Here is a 15863-nt window from a genome sequence, read left to right as displayed (position 1 = left end):
TTTGCAGCGGTTACTGATTATCCGACCGATGCGTACTCCGCTTCATATCGACGTCGGCTTTTGAGGCTCGTTTGCGCCGCGACCACCAGATCACCAGGCGGCGGCGCCTGCGCCGAATAAACGAGATGTCGTTCGACAGAACTATGAAACCGAGCGGCAGCATCCAGAAACCGAGCACCGGAAGAAATCCGAGCGTGCCTCCCACCATCAGGGCGGACCCCAGGCCAATGCGTCCGACGCGTGATCTCGGCATCGGAATACGCCATGTGCCGAGCGCCAATTTGCCGCTGCGAGGATCTATGCCGAAATGCCGTTTATGCGGTGTCGATGCCATCCAGTCGAAAAAACCTTTGAAAACATGAGATATCTTGCTTTGAGATGGGGATGGGCTGGGGATTAAACAAGGAATTTCGTTTTTTTGTAAAAAAGCGCTTGGCAAATCGGAAAAGCATGCGTATTACCCGCCGCACACGCCGCGACGCGGTGTTCCCTGGTAGCTCAGCGGTAGAGCATTCGACTGTTAATCGACAGGTCGCCGGTTCGAATCCGGCCCGGGGAGCCAAATTCAAAAAGCCTTGTTTTCGTGGACATCCATGAAAGCAAGGCTTTTTTATTTCACATCCGTTTCTGTTATATTCTGCGGCGTTGCCGTTTATGGCTATTGATCCATTATCGATCGCCATAAGGTCCGAAGTTTTGTCTTAAAAACCACGGCGGGCCTTCCAGGCCTTTCAGATGCCAAGCGACCCAGCGATTCAGCATGGCCAGTTCTATTGTTGACTTCTCCCCAAAATAATGGAACATAAGGTGAACATTATGGAGGTGCAGATGAAACGTGCCGAAGATGTCGCTGAACGTGCGCTTGCCATGGTCGCTGCCTCCCGTGCTTTGCGGGAGCGACACGAGAAGCAGCGCAAGGAAGTCTACGAGCGGGTACAGATAGCCTCGCTGCGCAAGCCGAACATTCCCAAGGGGATACAGCTGAGATTAGACCTGCAATAGGTTCCGGCCTGGCTGTGCCATACCACGCCGGAATTCTTCTCTGCTCAACGAAGGAGGGCTGATCTGGTCAGCTGAAAAAGGTCGCGAGGCCTTGGCCGGCACTGAAGGCTGCGTAGGCAAGAATGCCGAAATAGACGATCGTAATCACGTTGAATAAATGGCCTACAAGTACGATCGCGCCGTCTCGCTGGAGTATGCCTGCAGAAAGCAGGAGTATGGCTATGCCGGGAAGTGTATTTGAGAACGGTATAAGCCCTAACGGAAACATTAGAAGTACGCCGGCAAGAGTGATGGCAAGTCCGTTCAGTCGGTTGACGGTGGTTCCGGTCGTTAGCGCCCGCAAGCGCGGCTTGAGGAAGCGGTCGAGGCGCGACACGATGTTTGCGCCTTTATCCAGCGCAGGCAGAAGTTTTTTCGTGTCCAGTTCGCGATCCAAAATCTTTGCCGGAAGCCAGGGCATCCGGTTCAGTGTGATTGAAATGCTGATCAGAATGATGGCAGCGCCGAACACTGTGCTGACGCCGGGAATGGAGACCGGAATAAGAAAGGGCAGGGCGGCGACGGCGCAGACGAGCAGTAGTCCCTGTTCTCCAATCCGCTCCATCAGATCCCGCAACGATACAGTTGGTCCCTGAATGCCTTTGATAAGACCTCGGAGAGTTTCGCTGAGGGAGGTGCTGGTATCCTGAAAGTCGAATTTTGCCTGCAAAATAGTACTCCATTGCCGCCGCAGAGGAGGCAATGGATATCAGGAACAGCCAGTCAAGCAAACCCGAAGCTCCTACTCTCGCGGGAGATGGAGAGCGAAGTGCGGCATATGTCCGTGGTTTTGCTACTTGTGATGGGTCTCCAGCCAGTGGTCATAGATACCGCAAACGACGACCACGGCTAATACGCCCAACACGATGGGATTGATGGATGTGAAAAATTCGACGTAATGCATGCCAGCCTCCTCCTGCTGCATATCCGATACCCGACGCCTTCCCCGCCTGGTACACAACCATTTTATCACCAACGCCGTCCCGACGCAAAAATATGTTACCCGGCAAAAGGACGCAGTATGCGGATCTTGCCGAATTTACCGGTGAGGGCGCTTCAAGAGAGTTGGTCGCCAAGTGAGCGGCGCACCAAGGTGCTCCGGCTCCCTGCCGTTTTTTGCTGCTGTATGGCTTGCCCGCGAGGAATGATTCAGCGGCGTTTGTTCTCAGTCGCGGGAGGTCGGGCAGGGGAAAGTTGGCTAGAAGAGCGCAAGCACCATGTGGAGCACATACAGGATGCTGGAGAGCGATATGATAGTCGCGAGCGCCGCGAAGGCGTCTGAAAAAGTCAGTTTCATGTCGATCATCGCCGTCATGGCGATCCTTCCGAAATAAAAGGTTACGGCAACATCGCCGCTAACGACATGATTAGGTGGCGCGCTTTAAAAAATGGACTAACGGGGAGTGTAAATATTCAGTTAAGAAGAGTTCGCTTGTTGAGCGTTCATCCAAGCATCTTCGCCTCAATGCTGGCGAGGATAAAGGGCTCCCTGACCTCGTTGAGCGGAACCCGTCTTTGCAGACATGCTGCGCATTCATTCAGTGCTTTTGCGTAATAGTCACCGTAGCGAACCGGCCAGCGCCAATTAAGGTATTCGAGCGCTTCACGTGGTCCCCTGGTGGTTTCTATAAAGCCGTGGCCCACCCTTACCATGACGGGCTCTGACCAGAGAATCGTATCTTGGATGTGCCTGTCGTCCATGTCCTGCACCTTTATTTGCGGCGCAGAAAACGGGCTGCGTTCGGCTCGGTTCCCAAATTCTTGCAAAATTGTGTTCCGAATTCGCCAGACAGGAGAGGCGATCAAGATCTCAAGTTTCGGCGCGGATGCCGATTGCTAACATGTTATAGATAAATAAAATTAACCGATGAGGAGGCTTTTGCCATATGAGGCAATGTCCACTTAAATATCGGGGAAAATTGGAGGCCTCGCCCGGAATTGAACCGGGGTACGAGGATTTGCAGTCCTCTGCGTCACCACTCCGCCACGAGGCCATCCATGCAGTAGTTTGCGGTGTGTGTCGGGGCGTTTAGAACGAATCGAAACGCTGTGCAAGCGCCTTGACGATCAATGCGCATATTTTTCTTGTCGCATCTTGTGTCGCAGAAATTTCATGCAACCACCCAAGTCCCGCCACGGATCATGGTTAATTTTTAACTTCTTTACGCGAGCCTGGAACCGAAGGCGCGTCATGCGCTTTTAAGGCCGTACTTGAAGTGAATGGAGGATTTGCCCGTGCTCACCAAATTCGTCAACGCGTTTCGCCCGTCTGTCGCCGAGGTTGAGGGAACAGGAACCTATCCTGACGGTCTTTTTGCAGCCGCCCTTGCAAATCAGCTGGAATTTGACGGTGCGAGTGGTTTGCGATCCTCCTACGAGAAAGATTATCTGGCTGCGAAAAAGTTGAATCAGCCGCTAAGGCCACATTCATGACGCCTGTTTGAGTGGGACGCCGGGCCTGTCTCCTCGCTTCTCTTTCATCCGGCGTTTTCGGCTTCGGTAACGGTACTCTCTGAAGGTTTTTTAATGAGCCGCCATGCGCCGTCTTGAAACCAGTGGGCTGCGCCAGTAATACGGTCGGCAGACAGTATACGAGGCGCAGGACATGATTGATTTCGAGGCCGCCCGGATAAAGATGGTTGAACATCAGATCCGGACCACTGACGTAACGTCGCACTCTGTTCTGCGTGCGTTTCTTTCCGTGCCACGTGAGGCTTTTGTTTCCGAGAAGGCGAAGCCGCTTGCATATCTCGATGCGGATATCGAGCTTTCGCCTGGCCGTTACCTGATGGAAGCTTCTCCTTTGGCTAAGCTGCTTCAGGCAGCCGAGATTACCAAGAACGATCGCGCGCTCGACGTCGGTGCAGGCAGCGGTTACGTGGCGGCGCTGCTCTCGCATTTGGCCGGTTCCGTCACTGCGCTCGAGAGCGATGGTGGATTGTGCGAGCTTGCAGCGGCCAATTTGAATGCGCTGGGCTGTCAGAACGTCACAGTCGTGACGGGCGAGTTGACCAAGGGATATGCGGCGACTGCGCCATACGATCTCATTTTCGTCAACGGCTCGGTGGAAGAGGTGCCTGCCGCACTTCTGGAGCAGTTGGCGGAAGGCGGGCGCCTCGTTGCTGTGATCGGCTACGGTAACGCTGCGCAGGCAAAGATTCTGCTCAAGGAACATGGGGCCATTTCTGAAAGCTCCCGCTTCAATCTTTCCGTGAAGCCGCTACCGGGCTTCGCCAAGGTCAAGGAATTCGTCTTCTGACATCGGTATAATGGTCGTGACACGAGGGGCGCCGGGCGCCCCTTTTTGTTTTTAGCCAATATCGGCTGTTGTAAACGGGACTCTATGTCTGTGCAAAAGCTGTGTATCGCTGCCTTTGCTTATCCCCGTCACATTGTGTCTTGTCGCCAAGCCCTTACACTAGCAACGAGTTTACCACCGTCGAGAAGACGGTAGCACTCGGCAACTGCGAGGATGAAATGGCTCAGCCAAATGTAGCGCGTGAACCTTCCATGGAGGAGATATTGGCTTCGATCCGTCGGATCATTGAAAGCAATGATCCCGGTTCAGACGCGGCTGGCCTGCACGACGCTTCCTCGACCTTTGAAGACGACGAGATCGAGGATTTTGACGAATCTGCCGCTTTCGTTCCCGATTTGGTGGCTAACGATGCCGGTTTGCCGAGGCAACCGGAGTTTTCTATCCAGCGGGAGCCGGTCGCGGCTCCAGCAGCGACAGAACGATCCCTGTCGCTTGCTGATGTCGCCGCCCGGGTTCGCGCAGCCTCCGCACGGCATCAGGATATGGCGATATCCGGCTCCGGCCGCCCCTCCGATGTCGGCATCCCGTTGATGCGCGATACTGCGCCGGCCGCGAATGAAGCTCCGTCGCAGACTGTATTCAGCGAACCTTCCGCGCCGGTGATCCCCTTGCCGTTGCCCGAGCTGCGCCCGTCTTTCGACGATAGCGCGATAAGGTCTCCGGTTGCTCCGGCGAGTGTCGAGGCCGTAAAGCCTGAAGAAGATAAGCCGAGTCAGCTTCCCGCAATTTCGACGCCTGAGGTTGTCAATTCCGATCATATAAAGCCGGAACCTGTTGTGTCCACAGAGGTAAGGCCGCAAGCAGTACAGGCGGGAGCCTCGATTGCCATGATGGCCGGCCTTCTTTCTGAAACCGCCGGTGCCCAGGTGGCGAAGTCCTTTGGCGAGCTCGCCGACGTGTTCGATGGCCTGGAGCGGCGCTCTGTCGAGGATATGGCGCAGGAAATGTTGCGGCCGATGCTGCAAGAATGGCTCGATGACAACCTGCCAACGCTCGTCGAGCGGCTTGTTCGGGAAGAAATCGAGCGTGTCGCCCGCGGCCCACGCAGATAAACGCGCCGTCAAATCGCCGCTTACGCCATTGAATATGGCCGCTCCGGAAACGGGGCGGCTTTTTTATTGACTTGTCACCCCCCACATCTTTAACAACCGACCATCTCATTCATAAATAAAAACGGGTCAGGAAATGCTCGAAAAGACCTACGATTCCGCCGCCGTCGAACCGAAGATCGCAAAAGCCTGGGACGATGCGGATGCTTTCCGCGCTGGCGCCAATGCCAAGCCGGGTGCGGACACCTTCACGATCGTGATCCCGCCGCCGAACGTTACCGGTTCACTGCATATGGGCCACGCGCTCAACAATACGCTGCAGGACATCATGGTCCGCTTCGAGCGCATGCGCGGCAAGGACGTGTTGTGGCAGCCGGGCATGGACCATGCCGGTATCGCAACGCAGATGGTCGTCGAGCGCCAGTTGATGGAGCGCCAGCTTCCCGGTCGTCGCGACATGGGCCGCGAAGCCTTCGTCAACCGCGTCTGGGACTGGAAAGCCGAATCCGGCGGGCTGATCTTCAATCAGCTCAAGCGCCTCGGCGCATCCTGCGATTGGTCGCGCGAACGCTTCACCATGGATGAAGGTCTTTCCAAGGCCGTGCTCGAAGTCTTCGTCACGCTCTACAAGGAAGGCCTGATCTATCGCGGCAAGCGACTGGTCAACTGGGACCCGAAATTCGAAACGGCGATTTCTGATCTCGAAGTCGAGAGCAAGGAAGTCGACGGCCACATGTGGCACTTCAAGTACCCGCTGGCCGGCGGCGAAACCTATACCTATGTCGAGAAGGATGCCGACGGTAACGTCATCCTGTCGGAAGAACGCGACTACATCTCGATCGCCACAACCCGCCCGGAGACCATGCTGGGTGACGGCGCGGTTGCCGTTCATCCGTCGGACGAGCGTTACGCGCCGATCGTCGGCAAGCTCTGTGAAATCCCGGTTGGTCCGAAGGAGCATCGCCGCCTGATCCCGATCATCGCTGACGAATATCCGGAGCCGGATTTCGGCTCGGGTGCCGTCAAGATCACCGGCGCGCATGACTTCAACGATTACCAAGTCGCCAAGCGTAACAAGATCCCGCTCTATCGCCTGATGGATACGGTCGCTTCCATGCGCGAAGACGGCGATTCTTACGCCGAATGTGCAGCAAGGGCGCTTGCCATCACCAAGTCCGGCGAACTGCCGAGCGAGAGCGATGTCGACGAGATCAACCTCGTTCCGGAAGAGTATCGCGGCCTCGACCGCATGGTCGCGCGTACGAGAATCATCGAGGCGATTAATGCCGAAGGCTTGGCCGTCACGGTCAAGGATGCCGAAGGCAACGACATTCCCTATGTCGAGAAGAAGAAGATCATGCAGCCGTTCGGCGACCGCTCCGGCGTCGTCATCGAGCCGATGCTGACCGACCAGTGGTTTGCCGATGCAAAGACGCTGGCCGAGCCGGCGATTGCTTCCGTTCGCGAAGGCCGCACCAACTTCGTTCCGAAGAACTGGGAAAAGACCTATTTCGACTGGATGGAAAACATCGAGCCGTGGTGCATTTCGCGCCAGCTTTGGTGGGGTCACCAGATCCCGGCCTGGTACGGACCGGATGGCCAGTGCTTCGTCGAGAAGTCCGAGGAAGAGGCGCTCGACGCGGCCGTCCAGCACTATCTGGCGCATGAAGGTCCGTGGAAGGCCTGGGTTCAGGAAAAGCTCGAAAATTTTGCGCCGGGTGAAATCCTGACCCGCGACGAAGACGTGCTCGACACCTGGTTCTCGTCTGCGCTCTGGCCGTTCTCGACGCTCGGCTGGCCGGACAAAACGCCGGAGCTTGCGCGCTATTATCCGACCAACGTTCTTGTGACCGGTTTCGACATCATCTTCTTCTGGGTCGCCCGCATGATGATGATGGGCCTTCATTTCATGAAGGATGAGGAAGGCAATCCGGTCGAGCCGTTCAACACCGTCTATGTCCACGCGCTGGTGCGCGACAAGAACGGTCAGAAGATGTCGAAGTCGAAGGGCAACGTCATCGACCCGCTCGACCTGATCGACGAATACGGCGCTGATGCGCTGCGCTTTACGCTGGCGGTCATGGCAGCGCAGGGCAGGGATGTGAAGCTCGATCCGGCCCGCATTGCCGGCTATCGCAATTTCGGCACCAAGCTGTGGAATGCCACGCGTTTCGGCGAGATGAACGGCGTTACCCGCAATGCTGACTTCAGGCCGCAAGACGCAAAGTTGACGGTCAATCGCTGGATCCTCACCGAACTGTCGAAGACGGTCGAGGAAGTCACGACGGCAATCGAGACCTATCGCTTTAATGAAGCGGCTGGCGGTCTTTATCGTTTCGTCTGGAATCAGGTCTGCGACTGGTATGTCGAACTCCTGAAGCCGGTCTTCATGGGCGAGGACGAGCAGGCGAAGGCGGAAGCCCAGGCTTGCATGGCTTACGTCATGGAAAAGACCTACGCGCTTCTGCACCCGTTCATGCCGTTCATGACCGAAGAACTCTGGGCGCACACGGCAGAGCGTGATGGTCTTCTGGCTCATGGCGACTGGCCGGCTGCTGATTTCAGTGATGAAGAAGCCGCCAGTGAAATCAACTGGCTGGTCGATCTCGTCTCCGGTCTGCGTTCGGCGCGTTCGGAAATGAACGTTCCTCCGTCGGCGACCGCACCGCTGATCGTCGTCGGCGCAAATGAGGTAACGGCCTTCCGCATGCGTCGCCATGAGGCTGCGATCAAGCGCCTGGCGCGCGTCGAAAGCATAGAACCGGCCGATAGCGCACCCAAGGGCGCCGCCCAGATCGTCGTCGGCGAGGCGACAGCCTGCCTGCCGCTCGGCAACCTGATTGATCTGGCCGCTGAAAAGGCCCGTATCGAAAAGGCGATCGGCAAGACGGAACAGGAGATGGAGCGCTTGAACAAGAAGCTCTCCAACGAGAAGTTCATCGCCAATGCAGATCCGGAAGTCGTTGCTGCCGATCGCGAGCGTTATGCCGAACTCGAAGTTCAGCTTGCCAATCTCAAGATCGCGCTGACGCGGATCGCCGAAGCCGGCTGATTTTAGAGACGACTCAGCGATGTCAAATGCCGCATCCAGCCATGGGTGCGGCATTTTCGTATGCGCTTGGATGTCCAATTGATTTATTGTGCAGATGCGTGGCCGGAGAAAAGGACTCTGTTGCGTGAAGGTCACAGACGCATATTACCACAAGATAAAATTCCAAGATCGACTGCGATTCGTCAATTTTGCGGTAATTTCATCTCCTGTCGGTCGATTCTCTCCCCGTTGCTGAATAGCTTACGTAAATTTTGAGCGATTGTGCATTGCAATCGTCCCGACGCCCGAAAGTTGTTGTTTAGGATCAACGATCTACAGTGATGCCGGTAACTTACCGGGAGTGGGAGAAAACATGGTAAGACACTTTATTTCAGGCGGAGTTCTGGCTGCGGCGGCGGTCGGTATGCTGCAAACGCCAGCGCTCGCTGGGGGGCTTGAGCGCGGCGGTTACAACATCGATCTCTTGTTCGATACGTCCAGATTTACGGCAGAGGCGACGTCGACCTTCGTCATGCCGGACCGCAAGCTGAAGAATGTCCGTGACACTGATCCGACCCCGTTTAACCCTGCTGGCGGAACAGCGGGTGGTGGCGATCTGACCGGCCTCTCGACATCGGCAGATGGCAGCGAAAATTATTGGTCTCCCCGCATTGGGATAAAGGCCGGTATCGGAGACGCGGCAGACTGCATGTTTGATTATTCGGAGCCATGGGGTGCGCACAAAAATCCTGGACGCGATTGGGCCGGTGCAAACGAGGATATCGAGACCAAGGTTGAAAGCCGCAACTATGCTGCGACCTGTTCCTACCGATTTGATATGGGGCCGGGCCAACTTCGCCTGATTGGCGGCGGGTTCTATCAGGAGGTTTATGGATTTCAGGAGCGTCTGGTTCAGGCGTTTCCTGCCGGATTTCCTCTTTCGGGCGTTGGTCGCCTCGATCTGGAAGGTGACGGCTGGGGTTGGCGCGCGGGTGTCGCCTACGAAATTCCAGAATATGCGTTCCGCGCTAGCCTCGTTTATAACAGTGAGGTCAAGCTGAACGATATTACCGGCACACTCGATCTCTCCCAGGTGTCGGGAACTCCCAAATTTGATGTCTATGGCTCTCAGGCGATGCCTGATGTTCTTGAGCTTAAGGTGCAATCCGGTATCGCGCCCGACTGGTTGGCATTCGGTTCCGTGAAGTGGACGGATTGGAGCCAGTTGCAGAAGGTGCCGTTCTTCTGCTCTTCCGGAGTTGCAGGTGTCTGCGCCTCCGGCACTCAGGTCACAACACTCGACCTCGGCTATCGGGACGGTTGGACTGTCATGGGCGGCATCGGCCATAAGTTCAACGAGCAGTGGAGTGGCGCTGTCAGCCTGACTTGGGATCGTGGAACGTCGCAAGGCTTTGGATCACAGACGGATACCTGGGCGCTCGGCGTTCTCGGCAGCTATTCACCGACGAAAAATGTCGAATTCCGCCTTGCCGGGGTTCTTGGTCTGATGACCGGTGGTTCTTCCCGTACCGTTGTACTGGATGGCCTGACTTATGGGCAAAGAGCCAATTACGATTTCGACGACGATATCGTCGCCGCTATTTCGACGGGTATAAAGGTCCGTTTCTGATCTCTGCTTTATCAAAGACAAAAGCCCGGTTTCGACCGGGCTTTTGCTTGTCGCGGTTATTCGCTTGGCTGCTAAAATACTGTGACGATTTCGCAACACTTTTTTGTGACGATCGCGGCGCGTTTCAAGGCTAGGACTTTTGTCCATTTCCCGCCACAAACGAGGCGCAGCGGTATGTAAGTAGAGAGCACGAACTGCGGGGGCGGAACGTGCGTGTTGGAGTATCATGGGCGGGTTTTCTGAAGATAAACGGGGCTTTGCTGGATTGGGCAAGCGGATAGCGAATTCGTTTTCCGTTGCTGCCGCGATCTTGTTTAGGGGTCCAAGTCTTGCCGGAAATGGAACCTACAGTTTCTCTCGCCCATCGGGAGGCAGAATGTCGGGATCGTCTTGTCCTGATCTTCTGTCCGCACGGCCAATAATGCACGCTTCGGCTCCCTGCCGCGAGCGGGTCGAAAGAAACTGAACCATGCGGAAGTCTGGCACTGGATCCATGAGAGTATTGCTTCTTGGAATATCGCTGGCGGCATTCTGTGCCGGGAACGCTCTTGCCTTCGACATCAAGGCAGGTGTGTCGAAAGAATCTGGTCCTTTCGATCTCTTCAAGTTCGGCTTCAAGGCTTACAAGAACGGTCAGAAGGAAGATGCGGTCGAAGCCTATCGCTATGCTGCCGAAAAAGGTCATACCGGTTCACGCTGGGCGCTTGCCAACATGTATGCCTATGGCGATGGTGTGACCAAGGACGATTATACGGCCTTCAAGATCTATAACGAGATTGCAGCCCAAGGCGTCGAGCCGGGCTCCGAGGACACGGGCTTCTTCGTGAATGCGCTTCTGTCGCTTGCGAGCTATTACAGCCATGGCATTCCGGGCAGCCCGGTAAAGCCCGACCTTTATCAGGCGCGTCAGCTCTATTTCCAGGTAGCCTCCACCTTCGGTGTGGCCGAAGCGCAGTATCAGCTTGCCCGAATGATGCTGTCGGGTGAGGGCGGCGGCTCAAACATCCAGCAGGCCAAGAAGTGGCTCAATCAGGCCCGCAAGACCGGCCATGCCGGTGCCATGGCGGTATTCGGCAATATCCTGTTCCAGGAAGGGCAGGCGGTTCGCGGGCTGGCATTCATGACGGCTGCACTGGACCGCTGCATCGCCAAGGATTGCGGCTGGATGGAGCAGCTTCAGGAACAGGCATTCTCGGTCGCCGACGAACGGGACCGCCGCGGTGCGGTCGCGCTGTCGCACCAGCTGGCAGATACCGACGACTGACCCGAACCGCGCTTTAAAGCGCGTTCGCGTCGCCCTGGCGTTGCAGATCAGGCTGCGAAATCGAATATGCCGACCACCGGAACGTGGTCGGATGGCTTTTCCCACGCACGCACGTGTTGTTCGATCGAGGTTGCCTTCAGCCGGTCTGCTGCTTCCGGTGACAGCAGCAGGTGATCGATGCGGATGCCGTTGTTCTTCGGCCATGCGCCGGCTTGATAATCCCAGAACGAATAGAGTTTGGTTGCGTCGGTCGTGGCGCGCACCGCGTCGATCAGGCCAAGATTTTCGAGCCTGCGGAAGGCCTCACGCGTCTGCGGCAGAAACAGTGCGTCTGTCGCCCACACGGCCGGATCGAAGCAGTCATGCGGTTCCGGAATGACATTATAGTCGCCGGCGAGGATCAGTGGCTCTTCCAGCGCAAGGCAGGCTTCCGCATGGCGGCGAAGCCTTTCCATCCAGGCGAGCTTGTAAGGGTATTTCACCGGATCATCGGCCGGATTTCCGTTCGGAAGATAGATCGACGCGACCCTTATAACGCCGCCGGCAATAGAGAACACGCATTCGATATAACGCGATTGCTCATCGAGAGTGCCATCCGGCCCTTCACCGCCGGGTAGACCGCGCATCACTTCGTCGGGCTTGATCTTCGACAGGATCGCGACGCCGTTAAAGCCCTTCTGGCCATGCGTTTCCACATGATAGCCGAGCGCTTCGATCTCGAGCCGCGGAAAGCCCTCATCGACCGATTTGATCTCCTGAAGGCATACGATATCCGGTGACGAATCGGCGAGCCACTGGCGCAGATTGTCGATCCGCGCCTTGACGCCGTTGATGTTCCAGGTCGCGATCTTCATGCGTCATCCACTTCATGTTCCTGATCGTCCCTTTTAGACGATCAGGCGCAGGAAGGAAGCCGGGTTGGATTGAAATGCCGGCCAGAAAAAAGGATCAGATGGAGAAGCTGGTACCGCAGCCGCAACTGGCAACCGCGTTCGGGTTCTTGATCTGGAATGACTGCCCGAGCAGGTTGTCGACGAAATCGATCTCGGATCCGGCCATGTAAATCAACGACATGCTGTCGATCAGAACCTTGGCATTGCCGTTTTCTATGACGATGTCGTCTGCCTCCGGCGCCTCGGCCAGATCGAACTTGTAGGAAAAGCCGGAACAGCCGCCGCCTTCGACGGAGACGCGCAGTGCCTGCTTGCCGCTATCTGCCGAGACAATCTGGGAGATCCGCTTTGCCGCGGCATCGGAGAGGGTTACATTTTCAGTCATTTCGTGTCTCCTGCCGGGGTAAAGGCCCGGTGAGCTGCAGGTCGTGCCTGAACAACTCGAAGATTATTGTCACCGGCTTTGCGCACGGTCTCACTATAGGTATGAAGACGTGAACGGCACGTCAATGGGCCGGGTGGAACGGAATTGCAATGGAAATGCAGGTGAAGGCATGACGATCGATACCAGGACGCTCGGTTTCGGTAGCGGCGAGCGGGCGGTTTATGCATCGGACCCTTGGAACTCCCGGGGGCGGATGTTTGCCGAAGATGGCAGTCTGACGCGCTCGGAGTTCCAGCGTGACCGCGACCGCATCGTCCACACCACCGCCTTTCGTCGCCTCAAGCACAAGACACAGGTCTTCATTAGCCCCGATGGCGATCACTATCGCACCCGTCTCACTCACACGATCGAAGTCGCCCAGATCGCCCGCGCACTGGCGCGCGCCTTGAAGCTCGACGAGGACCTGGCTGAAGGCGTCGCACTTGTCCACGATTTCGGCCACACGCCGTTCGGCCATACGGGGGAGGACGCCCTCGACGAGGTGATGAAACCTTTCGGCGGCTTTGATCACAACGCCCAATCGCTGCGAATCGTGACCAAGCTGGAACGCCGGTATGCGGAATTCGACGGCATCAACCTGACCTGGGAAAGTCTTGAAGGTCTGGTCAAGCATAATGGTCCGCTGATGACAGCAGGCGGCGAAGGGCTGGACGGGCCTGTGCCGCAACCGATCCGCGATTATTGCGAACTCCACGATCTCGAACTGGCGAGTTTCGCCAGCCTTGAGGCTCAGGTCGCTGCGATCTCGGACGATATCGCCTATAATACTCATGATATAGATGACGGCCTGCGCTCTGGCCTGCTGACCTTCGAGATGCTGGAAGATGTGCCGTTTCTGTCCGGTCTGATGCGGCAGGTGAGGGCAAAATATCCACATCTTGAGCCGAGCCGCTTCGCCTATGAGGTGACGCGCCGGCAGATCACCCATATGGTCGAGGACGTGATCGGTGTGGCGCAGGCCAATCTGGCCGATATCCGCCCGCAAAGTGCTGCCGATGTGCGGGCGGCGGGCCGGGTGATCGCAACCTTCTCGCCCGAAATGGCGCAGACGGATCAGCTGATCAAGAAGCTGCTGTTTGCCCGCATCTATCGCCATCCGGAGATTATGCGCATCCGTGCTGGCGCTTCCAAGATCGTCACCGATCTCTTCGAGGCCTACATGAATGACCCGACCTTGATGCGCAGCCACTATTGGGTGGATCATATTTCCGGGTTGAAAGAGGCCGCCAAGGCCCGTCACGTTTCCGATTATCTGGCCGGAATGACCGACACCTATGCCGTCCGCGTACATGGAGAGCTGTTTGACCAGACTCCCGATTTGCGCTAGGCCGACCTCCAAACACCACCGGCTTTACAAAAGCCCGCTTCGCATTACGCGTGGATACGAGACATGAATCTTTTTGCTGACTTCGATAATAGAATTAAGAACGCGCTGGAAACAATTGATATTATCAAGGAAAAGCGCAGTGAAGTCGATTTCGGACGACTAACTGTCGAGCCGCCGCGTGACCAGAGCCACGGCGATGTGGCGACCAACGCAGCTATGGTCCTGGCAAAGCCGCTCGGCACCAATCCGCGCGCGCTTGCCGACCTGATTTCGGCAGCATTGCGCAATGATCCCGACGTCAGCGAAGTTTCTGTGGCCGGCCCCGGCTTTATCAATATCCGCCTTTCGACCGGCTACTGGCAGCGTATCCTTGGCTCGATAATCGAAGCCGGAACCGATTATGGTCGCTCGACTTTCGGTTCAGGCAAGAAGACCAATGTCGAATACGTCTCGGCCAACCCTACCGGGCCTATGCATGTCGGCCATTGCCGTGGTGCGGTGGTTGGCGACGCTTTGGCCAACCTCCTGTCCTTTGCCGGCTACGATGTCGTCAAGGAATATTACATCAACGATGCGGGCGGCCAGATCGACGTGCTCGCCCGTTCCGTTTTCCTGCGTTACCGCGAGGCGTTGGGCGAGGATATCGGCGATATCCCGGCCGGCCTGTATCCGGGCGACTATCTCGTTCCCGTCGGCAAGGAACTTGCTGCAGAGTTCGGCCCGCGGCTGCACAACATGCCGGAAGAAGAATGGCTTCCGCTCGTCAAGGATCGTGCGGTTGACGCGATGATGGTGATGATCCGCGAGGATCTTGAGGCTCTGAACGTCCACCATGACGTCTTCTTCTCCGAGCGCACGCTGCATGCCGAAGGCGCCAAGCTGATCCGCGCGGCGATCAACGACCTTACCTTCAAGGGCCATGTCTACAAGGGCAAGCTGCCGCCGCCGAAAGGCCAGTTGCCGGAAGACTGGGAGGATCGAGATCAGACGCTGTTCCGCTCGACCGAAGTTGGGGATGATATTGACCGGCCGCTGATCAAGTCCGATGGCGCTTACACCTATTTCGCCGCCGACGTCGCCTACTTCAAGGAGAAGTACGACCGCGGCTTCGACGAGATGATCTATGTGCTCGGCGCCGACCATGGCGGCTATGTGAAGCGGCTCGAGGCGGTCGCCCGTGCCGTATCCGACGGCAAGGCGAAGTTGACCGTGCTTCTGTGCCAGCTGGTCAAGCTTTATCGCGATGGCGAGCCGGTCAAGATGTCGAAACGCTCCGGCGATTTCGTCACATTGCGCGAAGTCGTCGATGAGGTCGGTCGTGATTCGGTTCGTTTCATGATGCTTTACCGCAAGAATTCCGAGCCTCTGGACTTCGATTTCGCAAAAGTTACTGAACAGTCGAAGGATAACCCGGTCTTTTATGTCCAGTATGCACATGCGCGCTGCATGTCTGTATTCCGGCAAGCTAAGGATGCGTTTCCGGGTCTTGATATCGATTCGCTCGATCTGGCCTCGACCGTCGGTGAAATAACGGATCCGAACGAGTTGCAGCTGGTTGGAAAGCTCGCCGAATACCCGCGAATCGTCGAAAGCGCAGCGCTTTCGCAAGAGCCGCATCGCATAGCGTTTTACCTCTATGATCTGGCCAGCTTCTTCCATGCGCACTGGAATAAAGGTAAGGAACAACCTGAATTACGTTTTGTTAACGATAAAAACCGAGAATTGAGCATCGCCAGACTTGGGCTGGTGCGTGCAGTCGCTTCCGTATTGAGGTCTGGCCTCACAATTACGGGTACGGCTGCGCCGGAGGAGATGCGCTAAAAACGCCCTCATTTGCCCATATTGCTCTGGCAGAAGCGTAGTA

At 56.6% G+C, this 15863-nt stretch carries 14 protein-coding genes and 2 tRNA genes; 10 read left to right on the top strand and 6 right to left on the bottom strand.

Features of this window, described 5'->3' with window-relative positions; translation table 11 throughout:
- Positions 1 to 10: 10 nt before the first annotated feature.
- Complete coding sequence (locus MRBLMR1_RS30700) at positions 11 to 334, bottom strand: hypothetical protein (RefSeq protein WP_148146504.1); 324 nt, start codon at positions 332 to 334, stop codon at positions 11 to 13.
- Between the two features lie 153 nt (positions 335 to 487).
- Here MRBLMR1_RS30700 and MRBLMR1_RS30695 point away from each other — a divergent pair.
- Together MRBLMR1_RS30695 and MRBLMR1_RS30690 are read left to right on the top strand one after the other, a co-directional pair.
- A tRNA-Asn gene (locus MRBLMR1_RS30695) sits at positions 488 to 562 on the top strand.
- Between the two features lie 266 nt (positions 563 to 828).
- Positions 829 to 1002 (top strand): hypothetical protein, encoded by a 174-nt coding sequence (locus tag MRBLMR1_RS30690; RefSeq protein ID WP_183686897.1) that lies wholly within the window; start codon positions 829 to 831, stop codon positions 1000 to 1002.
- A gap of 67 nt (positions 1003 to 1069) precedes the next feature.
- Here MRBLMR1_RS30690 and MRBLMR1_RS30685 read toward each other — a convergent pair whose 3' ends face one another.
- The 3 genes from MRBLMR1_RS30685 to MRBLMR1_RS30675 form a co-directional block, all read right to left on the bottom strand.
- The gene (locus tag MRBLMR1_RS30685) at positions 1070 to 1711 is read right to left on the bottom strand and encodes an exopolysaccharide biosynthesis protein (RefSeq protein ID WP_148146394.1); all 642 of its coding nucleotides are present in this window, start codon (positions 1709 to 1711) and stop codon (positions 1070 to 1072) included.
- A 773-nt stretch (positions 1712 to 2484) separates the two neighbouring features.
- Positions 2485 to 2742, bottom strand: coding sequence for a DUF982 domain-containing protein (locus MRBLMR1_RS30680; RefSeq protein ID WP_500067249.1), 258 nt, complete (start codon positions 2740 to 2742; stop codon positions 2485 to 2487).
- A gap of 219 nt (positions 2743 to 2961) precedes the next feature.
- Positions 2962 to 3035: transfer RNA gene (locus tag MRBLMR1_RS30675), tRNA-Cys, on the bottom strand.
- Between the two features lie 241 nt (positions 3036 to 3276).
- Here MRBLMR1_RS30675 and MRBLMR1_RS30670 point away from each other — a divergent pair.
- The 6 genes from MRBLMR1_RS30670 (at position 3277) to exoR (ending at position 11334) form a co-directional block, all read left to right on the top strand.
- Positions 3277 to 3474, top strand: coding sequence for a hypothetical protein (locus MRBLMR1_RS30670; RefSeq protein WP_148146396.1), 198 nt, complete (start codon positions 3277 to 3279; stop codon positions 3472 to 3474).
- A gap of 172 nt (positions 3475 to 3646) precedes the next feature.
- On the top strand, positions 3647 to 4300 hold the full coding sequence (locus tag MRBLMR1_RS30665) for a protein-L-isoaspartate O-methyltransferase family protein (RefSeq protein WP_148146397.1): 654 nt from the start codon (positions 3647 to 3649) through the stop codon (positions 4298 to 4300).
- A 218-nt stretch (positions 4301 to 4518) separates the two neighbouring features.
- On the top strand, positions 4519 to 5412 hold the full coding sequence (locus MRBLMR1_RS30660; protein ID WP_148146398.1) for a DUF2497 domain-containing protein: 894 nt from the start codon (positions 4519 to 4521) through the stop codon (positions 5410 to 5412).
- Between the two features lie 133 nt (positions 5413 to 5545).
- Entirely contained in the window at positions 5546 to 8461 is a 2916-nt protein-coding gene (locus tag MRBLMR1_RS30655; protein WP_148146399.1) for a valine--tRNA ligase, read from the top strand.
- Between the two features lie 352 nt (positions 8462 to 8813).
- Positions 8814 to 10070: an OmpP1/FadL family transporter gene (locus MRBLMR1_RS30650; protein ID WP_148146400.1), complete on the top strand. Its 1257-nt coding sequence runs from the start codon at positions 8814 to 8816 to the stop codon at positions 10068 to 10070.
- Positions 10071 to 10539: 469 nt separating this feature from the next.
- The gene (gene exoR / locus MRBLMR1_RS30645) at positions 10540 to 11334 is read left to right on the top strand and encodes an exopolysaccharide production regulator ExoR (protein ID WP_148146401.1); all 795 of its coding nucleotides are present in this window, start codon (positions 10540 to 10542) and stop codon (positions 11332 to 11334) included.
- A 47-nt stretch (positions 11335 to 11381) separates the two neighbouring features.
- On the opposite strand, the gene xth is transcribed toward exoR, so the two are convergent.
- Both xth and erpA read right to left on the bottom strand, forming a co-directional pair.
- Positions 11382 to 12188, bottom strand: coding sequence for an exodeoxyribonuclease III (gene xth, locus MRBLMR1_RS30640; protein WP_148146402.1), 807 nt, complete (start codon positions 12186 to 12188; stop codon positions 11382 to 11384).
- A 94-nt stretch (positions 12189 to 12282) separates the two neighbouring features.
- The gene (erpA, locus tag MRBLMR1_RS30635; RefSeq protein ID WP_148146403.1) at positions 12283 to 12612 is read right to left on the bottom strand and encodes an iron-sulfur cluster insertion protein ErpA; all 330 of its coding nucleotides are present in this window, start codon (positions 12610 to 12612) and stop codon (positions 12283 to 12285) included.
- Between the two features lie 169 nt (positions 12613 to 12781).
- Here erpA and MRBLMR1_RS30630 point away from each other — a divergent pair, with 169 nt between their 5' ends.
- Both MRBLMR1_RS30630 and argS read left to right on the top strand, forming a co-directional pair.
- Complete coding sequence (locus MRBLMR1_RS30630; RefSeq protein WP_148146404.1) at positions 12782 to 13999, top strand: deoxyguanosinetriphosphate triphosphohydrolase; 1218 nt, start codon at positions 12782 to 12784, stop codon at positions 13997 to 13999.
- 63 nt (positions 14000 to 14062) lie between these two features.
- Positions 14063 to 15820 (top strand): arginine--tRNA ligase, encoded by a 1758-nt coding sequence (gene argS, locus MRBLMR1_RS30625; RefSeq protein ID WP_148146405.1) that lies wholly within the window; start codon positions 14063 to 14065, stop codon positions 15818 to 15820.
- Positions 15821 to 15863: the final 43 nt, after the last annotated feature.

Origin of the sequence: Neorhizobium sp. LMR1-1-1.1, assembly GCF_040675795.1 — a bacterium.
GTDB lineage: Bacteria > Pseudomonadota > Alphaproteobacteria > Rhizobiales > Rhizobiaceae > Neorhizobium > Neorhizobium cellulosilyticum.
Note: the sequence above shows the minus strand (reverse complement) of the source record. Positions and strands in the feature narration are given on the sequence as shown.